The organism is candidate division KSB1 bacterium (genome assembly GCA_022566355.1).
In the GTDB taxonomy this organism is placed as follows: Bacteria; Zhuqueibacterota; JdFR-76; order JdFR-76; family DREG01; genus JADFJB01.
Genome location: JADFJB010000049.1, coordinates 1 through 13,688 on the forward strand (window position 1 = coordinate 1; position 13,688 = coordinate 13,688).

Here is a 13,688-nt window from a genome sequence, read left to right on the forward strand (position 1 = left end):
TTACGAAAATGGTTTAAAAATACCATTAGCCAAAAATGCTTTGAAGGGCTTATTAGAAAAAGTGAATTTAGAAAATAATAACAAAGTTGAATTAATTGGCTGGGCTATTGATTTAAAGAATCCTCATCTACCAGTCGTAATTATGGTACTTCACAAAGGAGAAAATATCTATTGGGGGCAGAATAATGTTAATCGACCTGATCTTTCTAAGAAATATAGTAATGCACTTTTGAAAAGCGGTTTCAGGTTTGAACTCCCATTAAAAATGTTCAAGGTCGATAACCTGGACATTTCCGAGTTACGTGTATTTGCTTTCTCAAATGGAGTAGCCACTGAATTGAATTATTTTAAAGGATTTAAATAAGACAGAAAATTGAAACAAATTTATAAAATACAATTTTCTCCGAAAACTATTCGGATACTTTCAATCGTTTTGGCATTAGCTCCCTTTATCAGCATTCCAATTCTGGGTTCGCAATTCTATTTTCGCCACGACGATTCAGTAAAGTTGTTGTGGGCAAAAGAATTTACTCAACCCTTTTACGAAGCTCTATCCACTAACCCTGAGGTGAACAAGTTTGATAACTATCCGGGAATCGCCGGAGCCTGGCGGCCGTTTGTTTATCTTTATGTTAAAGCTTTATGGCATTTATTCGGAACCACATCAGGCCCATATTATTTTATCGGGGGGTTATTTTTTATTGCAGCTGTTTATTTTTTATTTAGACTGGTGGAAAAGCGATCAGGAATGCTTGCTGCAGTATTGAGCTGTCTGGCGCTATTCGCAGTCTTTCATGGAAGTATGTATAACCTATTTCTCTTACATACGGCAGTCTCTTTTTTTTACCAGCTTGGCATGATTTACTTTTTTTGGTGCTTTTTAAAGAAGTACAGTTGGTATAATTTGGTTGGCATGCTCCTTTTTTTGGTTCCGGCAATGAGCCGGCAAACTACGCCGATCATTTTGATAGCGATCCTGGTCACTTTTCTCTTCGAGCATAGGGGTAGCCTATCGAACTTCTCTTTACGCAAATATTTACCAATACTAGGTATTTTGATGGCCGGCTTTTTTGTGATTACATTTTCATGGTCGATCGGCCGCATTTCGGTTTTGGCGTTCGCTTCCGATTATGATAAAGTGTTAAATTATCTTTCGGAAAGATTCTTCTATTACGGTACTATTCTGACGAGTGGGATTACAGGCTCAATTATGCTTTTGGTTTTTGGAGGTGGCGTTTTTCACCATTTAGCACAGAAAGCTAAAGAAAGATTTAAATTCAAAAAACTGGATTGGATGTGGCCGCCCGTAATTTTGATAGTAACATTTCTCCTTATGTTACATCAACCTTATGCCATTTACTGGTTTGTGTTATGCTGTTTGTATCTATTCATATTTGATGATGAATTACGCATGCCCATTGGTTGGGCTCTTGCATCTTTGTTTTTATTTCTCATGAGTATTTATTACCACAATGGTTATTTGTTAGGGGCCGGATTCCCGTTTGCTATGGTAATAGGCATTCTTTCAGCTCGATTGATTTGCCGGTGCAAAAATGTTTGGGAAAAGTATTCCACAGAGCAGTTGAAAAAATTAGCCATGGTCGGAGGAGTTGTAGTATTCACAATACTTGTATTTGCTATACCTTTTTTTAACAAGGCCGTTTTTTTGACCGACCGTATTGATGCTATTAAATTAACGATCGAAGCGAATAACAACTTTAAGCAGTTGATGACTTATTTGCAAAATGAGGTGCCGAAGGATGCAACACTCTATGAGTATGCCGAAAGAGAGATTGGTATATCACCCAGCGAGCGTCGCAAATTTTCTTTTAAAGTGCAAGCCCAACGGACTAAAATCATGAATATTTCTGACAAATTAACAATGCTGAAAGTATTGGATCGTGGCGACCTTAAAATTCTTCATGCTTCGATATTAAATAATACCAACCCCACCGCTGAAGATTTTTTTATGACTTTAAATAATTATGAAAAGGAAACCACAAAACAACATTTTAAGTTAGTCCCGATCAAGGAGTTTAAAAGCGAACACGAAATGGCTTCTGTTTACCGCTTTTATTATACTCTAAACACTTCATTAAAATGATCGATTTGGGAATGGATAGATTTAATCCGTAACTTTAGCATATACCTACTTTGAATAAAACCCCGTTAAATATATTTTACGGGGTTTTGTTTTGAGCAATTGTGTATTGAATTATCCCGAATGGGTCCAAGAAAATGCTAATAATTAAATCATGGCAGGTTTAAAAAATAACAGATCTCTTTGATTTTGACAAGCGCAATTATGTTTTGTTAAGAAGCAACTGAATACATTACCACAGTTGCTTTTTTTTATTGACCCAAACTCACGAACTCATTATATTGAATAGTTTTTGAACTGAATATAATTAATCCGTCTAAGGGTTGCTCATGTTAAACTTAGAACGCAAACAATTTCAAGAAATTTCTAGTCCGGATGTCTCGGAAATTCGCAATGCCCGGAAGCGATTGGGAAATCTGATCCGAAAAACACCCGTTTGGCATATGCAGTCGGATGTTGTAGCTAATTATTTGGGAAAAGATTCCCAAGTATTTCTTAAATTGGAGCTTTTCCAATTTAGCGGTAGTTTTAAACCCAGGGGTGCTTTGACCAATATGTTTTCTCTTTCGAAAGAGGAGTTGGCACGCGGCGTAACCGGCGTTAGTGCGGGGAACCATGCCATTGCCTTAGGGTATGCGGCCAGTGTGCTTGGTACAACCGCAAAAGTTGTGATGCCAAAATCAGCAAATCCTGCCAGGGTGCAGCGATGTAAATCCATGGGAACAGAAGTGATATTGGTTGACGATGTTCACAAAGCATTTGATCGAGTCCATGAAATCGAATCAAAAGAAGGGAGAATTTTTGTTCATCCATTTGAAGGCCCATTAACTGCTTTAGGAACCGCGACTTTAGGCCTTGAGTTTTGTGAACAAGTTGAAAAACTGGATGCTGTTTTAATACCCATTGGAGGTGGCGGGCTTTGTGCAGGGGTATCGGCTGCAGTTAAACAACTTCAGCCGGATTGCGCTGTCTTTGGTATTGAACCTGAAGGCGCGAATACAATGCATCTTAGCTTTGCATCGGGAAAACCGGAGTCACTAGATAAAGTTCGCACTATTGCCGATAGCCTTGGCGCCCCACATACCGCCCCATATAGCTTGTCTCTATGCCAAAAATATGTAGATGAACTTATTTTGGTTAACGATGATGAGATATGCAGCGCTATGTTTTTACTTTTCCAGGAGATGAAACTTGCTGTTGAACCGGCAGGTGCTGCTGCAATGGCTGCTTTACTGGGTCCATTACGGCAACGTTTGGCTGGTAAGCGAATTGGTTTGATCATATGTGGTACTAATATAGATTTGGAAAGTTATTATCAACATGCGAAAACAGGCAGTATTGGGCACAATTAACTGAATCTTAATATTAACAAGAAAATTTATTTTTTTTCTTGACAATAAATATTTACCTTCTTAAATTGTGCGAAATTTGGTTGGTATTCGTTCTTTTATGTAACTAGAAATCTGATGGTTTATTCAGGTCTGAGCGCTCTGCCATCAAATAGTTGAGTTAAATTAAATTATATTCTTTTGTTTCGAGGAGGTAAGGTTATGGCAGATCGCGAAACCGGAACTGTTAAATGGTTCAATGAAAAAAAAGGATTTGGGTTCATTGTCCGTGAACAGGGAGAAGATGTATTTGTTCATTATACATCAATCAAAACCGATGGATTTCGAACACTTCAGGAGGGCCAAAAAGTTGAATTTGCTATCGGTCAAGGAGAGAAAGGCCCCCAAGCCCTTGATGTGGTTGCCTTGTAATAATTTTTTATTTTTAAAAGGCACATCCGGGGATGTGTCTTTTTTTGGTGAAAATGAAATTACATCATCTTTGTTATGAAAAGTTCCTCATTTGGAAAAAATAAATCCCAAAGAAAATATTGAACCACTCGTTGTGTTTTTACCTGAAAAAATATGGAGAACTTCTGCCTGGATAGCTAAATGATCTTTAATATTATAAATAATAGCTGGACTGATTTTTAGAATATTTTGGTCGCCAACGATCACGGAAGGGTTAACACCGCCTCCACCGGGCAAGGGTGTAACGACGGGTAATCCTATTAAGTCAAGTGGTGTAGTTGTATTTTGAATTCCATCCAGGTTGATCTTGAATAGCAGGCGATTTTTATTATACCCGATTTCAACTGAGTAAAGAATTTCATCATGAAGTCTGCCGGTTCTAACTCTGTAGCCAATACCTGATGTAAAATAAATAGGTATGGGATGAAAACTAAATCCAAATAATAAATGACCCTCATAATCTAAATCTCCAGTGCCTAAAGGAGCTCCATCATTACTCGGTCTCTTATCATAGCCTAAAGGCAATTTGACGCCTCCTTGTAGTGACAAAACAATCGGGTTTGTGATTATCGCGTATCGGCTGATAAGAGAAAAATCTCCTAGACCATTTGTAAATAAGGATTCACGGCTGGCAAGAATGTCTTGAGTTAGATACTTATCCCATTTCGAGTTTAATATTTTAAACGGTACATTTACGATGCCTGTTAACTTTGAAGTAAAGCCATATTCAGCGTATATATTGATATTGAAATCACGGAAAGAAGCATTTTTAAAAGCAATTTTTTCGGCAAAAATTGCTACTTTATTGCCAAGATGATTGAATTCCGACCTGGTGAAAAAGTAGTTTCCCGAAAGTTTGAAATAATATCCACCCTTTTTTTGAGGCCATGCTCCTGCAAAAGTATTTACACTGAATGATAGAAAAAAAAGAACCAGGATAAAATAACTTGTTGAATAACAAAATATTTTCTGATTCTTCATGACAAGGACAATCCAACTCAATAATTAATAATCCAAAATTTTTGTATCCGGATGACTGGCCACCCAATCCTTCCATCTTGTTTTTACAGAAATCAATTCCTCCAATTTTCTGTCTTTATAAACACCAGCAATACTGGTTAGCCCGTCGGTCCCGGAAAGATGATACCACATACTTTCGGTCTCGTAGTCGAAAAGTACAAAAGTATTTTTGTATGTCCAACCGCTGGCACTTAATGTTAAGACTTTATCATCTATTTCACGGCTGTACACGGCAGCCAAATCGACGAGAGGTCAGTAAGCTACAGCGACATGTGCATCTGCAAATATTTCATTAGCAATTTCATGAATGCTCAATACTCCGATAGAGTATGCACGAGGATCATTGTTAATTTCGGTTGCCAGAACCAAAAAGGTTTCATTATCAAAGGGATAACCGGTATCCCCTGGAGAAAGCATTTTTGGATTTAAAATAGGTTTGATAGCAAATGGTCCTAATCCGAATTGAAATTCTGCAGGTTCCATACCGTATTTTTCTTTGGCATGAGTTACATCCCACTTTTTGCCAGTGTTATCAACGATTAAATACCTTCCATCCTTCATTTCAACTTTTGCTCCATCCGGTCCGGAAACATCACTACTGCAACTGATCGTTAAGAATAATACAGATACATATTTCATAATTGTTTTTGAATAGGTAAACATGGCAAACCCTTTAATTTTTAAATACTATTAATTCGTTTTATCCCGGTTGATATTGTATCTAATATTTCTTTTAAGTTCAAAATAATAGAACGGATTCTTTATGGGAGTTATTCCAAATGATATATATATTCTAAAGAAAATCAGCTAATTTTTTCTGGATCCAAATCTTGTCTTGTCCTGCGAATATAAACAATTGGAATTTCAATTAAGATACAAATTGACAATTTTATTAAGGAGAAACAATGCAAGAACAAAAGCAAGACTTGAAAAATTTTATCGACGGGAAATGGCAAAAATCAAAAGCTATGGATCTTTTGGCAGTAATCAATCCAGCGACCACAGAGTTGATGGCCCACGTTCCATTGTCACCCTCTGAAGAAGTCGACCAGGCAATTCAAGCTGCTTCTCGAGCCTTGGTAGATTGGCGGCGTACACCCATTACAGAGCGTATTCAGTACTTGTTTAATTTGAAATATCTATTGGAAGAGCATTTTGAGGAACTCAGCAGGACAATCACAATGGAGTGTGGCAAGACGTTGCAAGAATCCCAGGGTGAAATAAGAAGAGCAATCGAAAATGTTGAGGTGGCTTGTGGTACGCCAATGATGATCCAGGGATATAACAATGAGGACATAGCTCGCGGAATTGATGAAATGATGATTCGCCAACCTATTGGTGTCTGTGCAATTATTGCTCCTTTCAATTTCCCAGGGATGATCTCTTTCTGGTTTATGCCAATGGCAATTGCTTGTGGAAACACGGTAATCATTAAACCTTCCGAGAAGACACCTGTGACCATGCAAAAGGCTTTTGAGCTAATCGAGAAAACAGGATTGCCCAAGGGTGTGGTAAATTTAGTGAATGGGGCAAATGAAGCTGTCGATTCCATTTTAGATCATCCGGCAATTCGTGCCGTCAGTTTTGTCGGTTCAACGCCAGTAGCAAAATACATTTATACTCGCGCTGCAGAAAATGGGAAAAGGGCTCAATGCCAGGGGGGGGCTAAAAATCCGGTCATTGTAATGCCTGATGCTGACTTCCAGGAAGCTTCAAATGTTTTGGCCGAAAGTGCATTCGGGTGTGCCGGTCAAAGATGCCTTGCCGGCTCGCTCGCAATTACTGTTGGCGAAGCTCGGCAACCATTTACAGACTCAATTGTAAGTGCAGTAATGAATAGAAATGTAGGGTATGGATTGGATGAGGGTGTGGATATGGGTCCTGTGATCACATCTGAAAGTAAAAGTAGAATAGAATCGATCGTAGAGAAAAGTATTTCGGAAGGTGCAAAGCCGGTGGTTGATGGCCGGAAAGCAGTCATACCAGGATATGAAAAGGGATATTTTATTCGACCCACCATTCTTGCAAATTTACATCCCAAAAGTGATGTGGTTAAATCCGAGATATTTGGCCCGGTTCTGGGTTTAATGCATTTTGAAACGATCGAAGAAGCAATTGAGTTTGTCAATTCCGGACAATATGGCAACATGGCATGTCTGTTTACCAAAAATGGTTCTTATGCCAGGAAATTTCGTTACGAAGTCGAGGCGGGAAATATTGGTATCAATGTTGGTGTTGCAGCACCCATGGCCTTTTTCCCATTCAGCGGATGGAAGGATAGTTTTTACGGCGATTTGCATGGACAGGGGAAACATTCAATAGAGTTTTTTACACAAACTAAAGTCGTGATTGAGCGGTGGAGTTAGGCCACGGAATCACACGGAAAAGCGCTGAAAAAAATAAATTGGATACTTTAGAGGGAGGGATAAAATGAAAAACTTGCTATCATAGTGTTTGAACGAAAAGCACCCATTCTGTCATTCCCGCATGCTTTTAGCGGGAATCTACCTGCTTGAAATGATTAGATTCCGGCTCAAAAGATTAACGGAATGACACTAGTTGTCGAGTTTTTGTTCAGACACTATATAGTGAAATAACTGAGAAGATTCTTGGGGCTGCCTTTGAAGTTTGGAAAATTCTAGGATATGGATTTCTGGAAAAAGTATATGAAAATTCATTGGTAGAGGAATTGAATCTGAGAAATATTAAAGCGAAACAGCAGTATCCCATTGATGTGTACTATAAACAAAAAAAGATTGGAATTATACTGCAGATTTATTAGTTGAAAATAAAATCATTGTTGAGATAAAGGCTGAAAAAGAATTGAATTTAAAACGTAGTTCCCAACTGCTGAATTATTTAAAAGCAACTAATCTACGTGTAGGGTTACTATTAAATTATGGGGAGAGAAATGCACCTTTAAACGATTTATAATGTAAAAATCAATTGAGTTAGATAATGAAATCAATTTTCAATGGTTTTTCTGTGTCTTTCCGTGTGATTCTGTGGCATAAATATACTTACCAATACTCCCATAATCCCAGACAGCAAAAATGCGGGTGGCAATTCGCTTAGTTGTGAGAAGAATTCTCCAACACCTGGCCAATGCGGCGCCCAAAAATTGAAAATAGGTATACAAACAAATCCTGTAATCATCGCTGCAATTGCACCGTTGGCAGTCATTCCCCGCCAAAAAAGAGACAGAATAATGGTTGGGCAAAATGTGGCTGCGATACCACCCCAGCCAAAAATGACAAACCAGAAAATCGTTCCTCCTTTAGTGAGCCAGGCAACAAATAAAGCAATACATAGGGCGATAAGGGCAATAGCAATAGTGACTTTACGGCTTAATCCAACCAATTCATCGTCTTTAAGATTTGGATGGCGAACTTTCTGGTAATAATCGCGAACTGCAGCACTGCTAGCTACGAGAAGTAAAGAGTCGACTGTCGACATTATTGCAGACAATACAATTGCGATATATAATCCCACCAAAAACATGGGCAGCAGTGAATCTACAAGCATAGGTAATACGGCTTCAGCATTTTCTCCCAACACAGATTCGAGAGTATCATTAGGACCTGTTAGTAGCGACCTACCCACAATGCCTGTTAATACCGCCCCGGAATCTGCGAATAAAGTCCAAAGAATTGCGACCACTGTCCCTTTAGGAATTTCTTTTTCTTCCTTTAGGGCGATAAACCTGACGAAGATTTGCGGAGAACCCATGAATCCTAAGCCTATTAAAGCCAATGAAAAAATAGAAGCAATATTGATGATACTCCAACCGCCAGCTCCTGTGATGGTCATTAATGCCGGATCAATGGAATTCAGGGAAGTTGTTAAAGATGACCAGCCTCCTATTGAAACTAAACCAAAAACCGGAAGAAAGACAAGGCCAAGAATCATTAACGAGCCTTGGAAAACATCGGACCATGCTACAGCCAGAAAACCGCCAGCTACGCTATAAACCAACACAACGCCAAATCCAATGATAGCGCCTAAATAAAAATTCCAGTCTAAAAAACTGTTGAATGCTTTCCCGGTGGCGAATATTTGGGCGCTTACATAAATAGTTACAAAAATCACCAATGTCGCAGCTGAAACCAACCGAAGATGGTGACTTTTGTCTCGAAATCTCGATTCCAGGTAATCCGGAATGGTGATGGAATCGTATTCATCGGTTAATCGTTTGAACCGGCGAGCCATAAAAATCCAGGCAAATGCAACTCCCAGTACTTCTCCCAAAACGACCCAAAAAGCTTTTAATCCAACCGCAGCTCCCATGCCTGTTAATCCAAGCAAAAGCCATGCAGATTCCCCGGTTGCCCTTGCAGAAAAAGCAACTGTCAGGAACCCAAGTTTTTTGCCGGCAGCAAAATAATCTCGGAGATTTTTCATCCGGCGGGATGCAAGAAAGCCTATCCCAATTAAGACTGCTAGGTACAAAAGAACAATACTGAGCTTTATCAACATAGATTCAATTCCTTCTCAAAGAGTGTCAACCTTCAAATGCTTGATCGGTTAAATCAAGACCCCGGTCTATAATTTCAAATCCTTCGAGTAACTGCTTTTCGGTGATGCAAAGCGGGGGATTACACATGAAGCTGGCCCAGCGCAAGAAAGTGAACAATCCTTCCTCGCGGAAAAAATTTGCTAACTTTTTCATAGGTTCGGAAGTTCCGTTGTACGGCGCTATTAACTCACCGCTAGCGTTTTTCTGGATGTCGATCATACCAAAAAGACCGATGCATCTGCCTTCTTTGACGCTGGGATGTTTTCGTGTGAGACGATCCATTTCATCACGCATGATTTTTCCCAACCTGGCTGCATTTTCTGCTAAATCTTCCTCCTGTATGACTTCAATAACAGCCATAGCAGTATTCAATGCTAATGGATGGGAGTTATAGGTTAATCCACCCCAAAAAACATTCTTCCGAAAATGATCTGCAATTGCATCGCTTACACCGACACAACCCAGTGGTATATATGCACTCGTCAATCCTTTTGCCATCGTTACAATATCTGGTATTATCCCAAAATGTTCAAATGCAAACATCTTACCTGTTCTGCCAAAACCGCTCATAATCTCATCGCATATCAAAAGGATGTCATATTGATTCAGCAATTCATGAAGGCCTTGCAGATAGCCTTTGGGAGGTACGAGAATTCCATTGGTGCCGGTTACTGTCTCCACAATCATAGCAGCTATGTTATTGGGTCCTTCGTACTGGATAACCTCATCCAAATATATGAGGTTATCCTTGGTGATTTCTTCTTCAGAGTTGCCAAAGGAATAATTATATGGCTGAGGATCTAACACATGGACAATTCCGGGAGTTCCGGGTTCATTGGGTATTCTACGTGGATCCCCGGTTAGCTGCATGCAAAGATGGCTGCCGCCATGATAACTTCTGTAGCGAGACAGAATTTTTTGGCGCCCGGTATAAAGGCGCGCAGCTCGAATAGCATTTTCATTTGCTTCCGCTCCGCCAACTGTGAAAAAGAATGTGTTAATATTGCCAGGTACAATTTGAGCCAGTTTCTTCCCTAACTTAGCTCTGGATTCTGTTGCAGTTAATGGATAGACATAAATGAGATCATCCAGAGCATTTTTCATCGCCTTGATGACTTTGGGATGGGCATGGCCGATATTTACACACATCAGCTGGCTGTTAAAATCGATGAAGCGCTTTCCTTCCGGCGTCCAGAAATAAACACCCTGGGCTTTAGCCACAGGTATTGGATTTACCGACTCAATGGATGACCATTCATAAATTGTATGCTTTTGACAAAGCTCGATCATTTCCTGAGAATTCATGCGATCCTCTTTTCTGTGGTTGTATTTGATTGTATGAATTCATTATAAAATGAATAAATCCAATTAAAGCAAGTGAAAAAAGCATATTTCGTTTTGATTGATCCAATCAGTAGGGTTTTGTCTTGCTTCTAAAGTATGATCTCTTAATATTCATAAATCACTAAATAAAATATTAAAGAAATAGAGGTAGAGTTATGGCTAAACTAGGTGTTTTAATCTTTGGCTTGTTATTTTTTCCAATCCTTTTGTTCTCTCAAGAGAATTATTATTATCAAACTGATTTTACTATCGAGGAGTTCGCGGAACGCAGATCGCGAGTTTTTGATAAAATTGGAAATCACTCCTTGGCACTTATCCAAGGCGGAACTGCTGTTCGTGGATTTGAAGTCTTTCGTCAATCCAATGAATTCTACTATCTATGCGGATTGGAAACCCCACATTCCTATTTGCTAATGGATGGAAGGAATCGGCGATCGACCTTGTATTTGCCCCATCGCGATGAAGCTCGTGAGCGCAATGAAGGTAAAGTTCTTTCAGCGGAAGATGTTAAATTGGTGAAAGAATTGACTGGCGTCGATGCGGTTTATGGTTCAGACTTAATGGCCAGACATTTCACAGGTTTTCTGATAAGGGCACCGTTTCCATCAGTATATACGCCTTTCAGTCCGGCTGAAGGAAAGGCAACCAGTCGCGATGAATTAATCCGCGGTAACGCTGCAATTGCATCCGATCCCTGGGATGGCAGCCCTTCTCGAGAAGGACATTTTATCCATTTGCTGAAGTCCAGATTCCCGCAGTTCGAAATACAGGATCTATCACCGATATTGGATGACATACGTGTCGTAAAAAGTCCGGCTGAAATAATATTGATCCGGCGTGCGAGTCAATTGGCTGGGATGGGTCTTATGGAAGCGATGCGAAGCACAAAGCCAGGTGTGATGGAATATCAATTGGATGGGGCAGCCCGGTATATTTTCTTGATTAATGGCGCCCGCAATGAAGGCTACTCTTCAATCACTGCCGGCGGGACCAATGCATGGATGGGACACTATTTTCACAATAAAAGTGTACTAAAAAGTGGTGATCTGGTTTTAATGGATTATGCACCGGAGTACCGTTTCTACACCAGCGATGTTGCCAGAATGTGGCCGGTTAATGGCAAATTTACTTCCGGACAGCGTGAGTTATATGGTTTTATCTTGAAGTACTACAAAACAATATTGCAATACATTCGCCCTGGAGTTTCCGCAGCCAAAGTAATGGATGAGGCCGCAGAGGTGATGAAAGGAGTCTTTGAGAAAACTCGATTCTCAAAGCCAGCATACAAAAAGGCTTGTGAGGGTACCCTGACTTTTCGGGGACATTTATCCCATTCTGTAGGAATGGCAGTTCATGATGTTGGGAATTATAGGGACGGTTTATTAAAACCAGGTATGGTATTCTCGATTGATCCCATGTTGTGGGTTCCGGAGGAAAAACTTTATGTTCGCATTGAAGATGTTGTGGTTGTAACGGAAGAGGGCGTAGAGAATTTTACCAATTTCGTACCAACTGAAATTGAGGGAATAGAGAAATTAATGGAAGAAAGAGGGATTTTGCAGATACGGCCTGCAACAAAGTCAATATCTAATAGTCCTTGATTCAAAACAAGTTGTTGTTGGCAAAGAAAATAATTATGAAAAAGCACCAATTTTCGATTTTGATTTCTCTTCTTTTTTTCTTGGGATCGCAAATCTCTAATTCCCAGACAGTAAATATATACGATCGACCAAAACAAACCGAACACAGCCATAATTATGATGCGATTCACTACCGTATTAAATTGGAATTTGATGAAAAATCCAAATCCTTTAAAGGTGAAAACAGGATTACTTTAACTCCTCATTTATTGTTATTGATAGCGCAGAAAAACCGGTTATACAGCTAGTTTTCATATGATATTAGAAAGCTGGTTGAAAATATTTAACTTGTAGGATCAATGAATATTATGATTGTTTTCAAATCATTTAAATTTGAAGCTGCACATTATTTACCAAATGTTCCCGATGGTCATAAATGTAAAAGACTACATGGGCATTCGTTTAGAGTGGTAATTCATGCTTCCGGGGAAGTCGATGCGGATGTAGGCTGGGTTATTGATTTTGCCGATATTAAAAAAGCATTTGATCCCATACTTACGGAATTAGACCATCATTATTTAAATGAAATACCCGGATTAGAAAATCCAACAAGTGAAAATATAGCAAGATACCTTTGGAAAAGGCTCAGCAGTAATTTGCCCCAACTCCATCAAATTGACGTGCACGAGACTTGTAACGCCGGATGCACCTATCTGGGTGAATAAATCATCTTATTCTAAAGGTTTTTATATCAATTTCTAGAATTGTCTAGGATATCCTGAATCATGGATTGATCCACCATATTCTTTTGCGGATTTCTTTTTGAGGTTTGCCCCAGCGTAATGTTTGCAGATAGTTGTCTTTCCAATACAATTGCAAGCTCTTTTGTGCGAATCGGTTTGGCAATGTAATCGTCCATTCCCGCATCCAACATCCTCTCCCGGTCTCCCTTTAAAGCGTGTGCGGTCATGGCGATTATAGGAATATTGTGATTTTTAACTTCTGATTCAGGGTTTCGGATGATTTTTGTTGCCTCGATTCCGTCCATTTCTGGCATTTGAATATCCATAAAAATCAAATCGTAATGACTGTATTTCAACACTTCAACTGCTTCTTTTCCGTTAAACACCACATCCACCCGGTAGCCTAATTTTTCGATAAAACGTTTGGCAACTTTTTGATTGGTTAAATTATCTTCCACAAGTAAAAGTTTTATTTCGCTTTGATTATGTCCTGATTGAGATGTTATTTGAATGTTTTCATCTGAAACTTGACTTTTGTTTGGTCCTTGATAATCTTGTAATTTATTAGGAGGCTGCTTTTCAAAA

Annotated in this window: 14 protein-coding genes and 1 pseudogene; 9 read left to right on the forward strand and 6 right to left on the reverse strand. The window is 39.3% G+C overall.

Annotation, left to right across the window (positions count from 1 at the left end):
• The 4 genes from IIC38_10250 to IIC38_10265 form a co-directional block, all read left to right on the forward strand.
• On the forward strand, nucleotides 1-364 hold a 364-nt coding region (locus IIC38_10250; GenBank protein MCH8126332.1), incomplete at its 5' end, for a hypothetical protein.
• 9 nt (nucleotides 365-373) lie between these two features.
• A complete protein-coding gene (locus tag IIC38_10255) occupies nucleotides 374-2,104 on the forward strand; it encodes a hypothetical protein (protein MCH8126333.1) in 1,731 nt (576 codons plus the stop codon).
• A gap of 326 nt (nucleotides 2,105-2,430) precedes the next feature.
• Nucleotides 2,431-3,453 (forward strand): threonine/serine dehydratase, encoded by a 1,023-nt coding sequence (locus tag IIC38_10260; GenBank protein ID MCH8126334.1) that lies wholly within the window; start codon nucleotides 2,431-2,433, stop codon nucleotides 3,451-3,453.
• A gap of 198 nt (nucleotides 3,454-3,651) precedes the next feature.
• Nucleotides 3,652-3,861, forward strand: a complete 210-nt coding sequence (locus tag IIC38_10265) for a cold-shock protein (protein ID MCH8126335.1) — start codon at nucleotides 3,652-3,654, stop codon at nucleotides 3,859-3,861.
• 87 nt (nucleotides 3,862-3,948) lie between these two features.
• On the opposite strand, the gene IIC38_10270 is transcribed toward IIC38_10265, so the two are convergent.
• The 3 genes from IIC38_10270 to IIC38_10280 are packed head-to-tail and all read right to left on the reverse strand — an operon-like array spanning nucleotide 3,949 to nucleotide 5,583.
• Complete coding sequence (locus IIC38_10270; protein ID MCH8126336.1) at nucleotides 3,949-4,881, reverse strand: hypothetical protein; 933 nt, start codon at nucleotides 4,879-4,881, stop codon at nucleotides 3,949-3,951.
• A 24-nt stretch (nucleotides 4,882-4,905) separates the two neighbouring features.
• The gene (locus tag IIC38_10275) at nucleotides 4,906-5,160 is read right to left on the reverse strand and encodes a DUF3179 domain-containing protein (GenBank protein ID MCH8126337.1); all 255 of its coding nucleotides are present in this window, start codon (nucleotides 5,158-5,160) and stop codon (nucleotides 4,906-4,908) included.
• Nucleotides 5,161-5,172: 12 nt separating this feature from the next.
• Nucleotides 5,173-5,583, reverse strand: a complete 411-nt coding sequence (locus tag IIC38_10280) for a DUF3179 domain-containing protein (protein ID MCH8126338.1) — start codon at nucleotides 5,581-5,583, stop codon at nucleotides 5,173-5,175.
• Nucleotides 5,584-5,825: 242 nt separating this feature from the next.
• Between IIC38_10280 and IIC38_10285 the strand changes: the two genes are divergently transcribed.
• Together IIC38_10285 and IIC38_10290 are read left to right on the forward strand one after the other, a co-directional pair.
• Nucleotides 5,826-7,286 carry a CoA-acylating methylmalonate-semialdehyde dehydrogenase gene (locus tag IIC38_10285; protein MCH8126339.1) on the forward strand — a complete coding sequence of 487 codons (1,461 nt, stop codon included), beginning with the start codon at nucleotides 5,826-5,828 and terminating at the stop codon, nucleotides 7,284-7,286.
• 227 nt (nucleotides 7,287-7,513) lie between these two features.
• Nucleotides 7,514-7,854 (forward strand): annotated as a pseudogene (locus tag IIC38_10290) (GxxExxY protein).
• Between the two features lie 30 nt (nucleotides 7,855-7,884).
• Here IIC38_10290 and IIC38_10295 read toward each other — a convergent pair.
• Together IIC38_10295 and IIC38_10300 are read right to left on the reverse strand one after the other, a co-directional pair.
• On the reverse strand, nucleotides 7,885-9,396 hold the full coding sequence (locus tag IIC38_10295) for a sodium/proline symporter (GenBank protein MCH8126340.1): 1,512 nt from the start codon (nucleotides 9,394-9,396) through the stop codon (nucleotides 7,885-7,887).
• A 25-nt stretch (nucleotides 9,397-9,421) separates the two neighbouring features.
• Nucleotides 9,422-10,741, reverse strand: a complete 1,320-nt coding sequence (locus IIC38_10300; GenBank protein MCH8126341.1) for an aminotransferase class III-fold pyridoxal phosphate-dependent enzyme — start codon at nucleotides 10,739-10,741, stop codon at nucleotides 9,422-9,424.
• A gap of 194 nt (nucleotides 10,742-10,935) precedes the next feature.
• Between IIC38_10300 and IIC38_10305 the strand changes: the two genes are divergently transcribed.
• From IIC38_10305 to queD, 3 genes are read left to right on the forward strand one after another with little or no spacing between them, the layout of a single operon-like run.
• Nucleotides 10,936-12,381 carry an aminopeptidase P N-terminal domain-containing protein gene (locus IIC38_10305; GenBank protein MCH8126342.1) on the forward strand — a complete coding sequence of 482 codons (1,446 nt, stop codon included), beginning with the start codon at nucleotides 10,936-10,938 and terminating at the stop codon, nucleotides 12,379-12,381.
• Nucleotides 12,382-12,416: 35 nt separating this feature from the next.
• Entirely contained in the window at nucleotides 12,417-12,668 is a 252-nt protein-coding gene (locus IIC38_10310) for a hypothetical protein (GenBank protein MCH8126343.1), read from the forward strand.
• A 60-nt stretch (nucleotides 12,669-12,728) separates the two neighbouring features.
• Nucleotides 12,729-13,085 (forward strand): 6-carboxytetrahydropterin synthase QueD, encoded by a 357-nt coding sequence (gene queD, locus IIC38_10315; GenBank protein MCH8126344.1) that lies wholly within the window; start codon nucleotides 12,729-12,731, stop codon nucleotides 13,083-13,085.
• 26 nt (nucleotides 13,086-13,111) lie between these two features.
• Here queD and IIC38_10320 read toward each other — a convergent pair whose 3' ends face one another.
• Complete coding sequence (locus IIC38_10320; GenBank protein MCH8126345.1) at nucleotides 13,112-13,561, reverse strand: response regulator; 450 nt, start codon at nucleotides 13,559-13,561, stop codon at nucleotides 13,112-13,114.
• Nucleotides 13,562-13,688 lie beyond the last annotated feature (127 nt).

What these genes read in the sequence shown, in the direction of transcription:
- IIC38_10270 (MCH8126336.1), bottom strand. Translation starts at nt 4,881, where the DNA reads ATGAAGAATCAGAAAATATTTTGTTATTCAACAAGTTATTTTATCCTG.
- IIC38_10260 (MCH8126334.1), top strand. Translation starts at nt 2,431, where the DNA reads ATGTTAAACTTAGAACGCAAACAATTTCAAGAAATTTCTAGTCCGGAT.
- IIC38_10295 (MCH8126340.1), bottom strand. Translation starts at nt 9,396, where the DNA reads ATGTTGATAAAGCTCAGTATTGTTCTTTTGTACCTAGCAGTCTTAATT.
- IIC38_10285 (MCH8126339.1), top strand. Translation starts at nt 5,826, where the DNA reads ATGCAAGAACAAAAGCAAGACTTGAAAAATTTTATCGACGGGAAATGG.
- queD (MCH8126344.1), top strand. Translation starts at nt 12,729, where the DNA reads ATGATTGTTTTCAAATCATTTAAATTTGAAGCTGCACATTATTTACCA.
- IIC38_10310 (MCH8126343.1), top strand. Translation starts at nt 12,417, where the DNA reads ATGAAAAAGCACCAATTTTCGATTTTGATTTCTCTTCTTTTTTTCTTG.
- IIC38_10265 (MCH8126335.1), top strand. Translation starts at nt 3,652, where the DNA reads ATGGCAGATCGCGAAACCGGAACTGTTAAATGGTTCAATGAAAAAAAA.
- IIC38_10305 (MCH8126342.1), top strand. Translation starts at nt 10,936, where the DNA reads ATGGCTAAACTAGGTGTTTTAATCTTTGGCTTGTTATTTTTTCCAATC.
- IIC38_10280 (MCH8126338.1), bottom strand. Translation starts at nt 5,583, where the DNA reads ATGTTTACCTATTCAAAAACAATTATGAAATATGTATCTGTATTATTC.
- IIC38_10300 (MCH8126341.1), bottom strand. Translation starts at nt 10,741, where the DNA reads ATGAATTCTCAGGAAATGATCGAGCTTTGTCAAAAGCATACAATTTAT.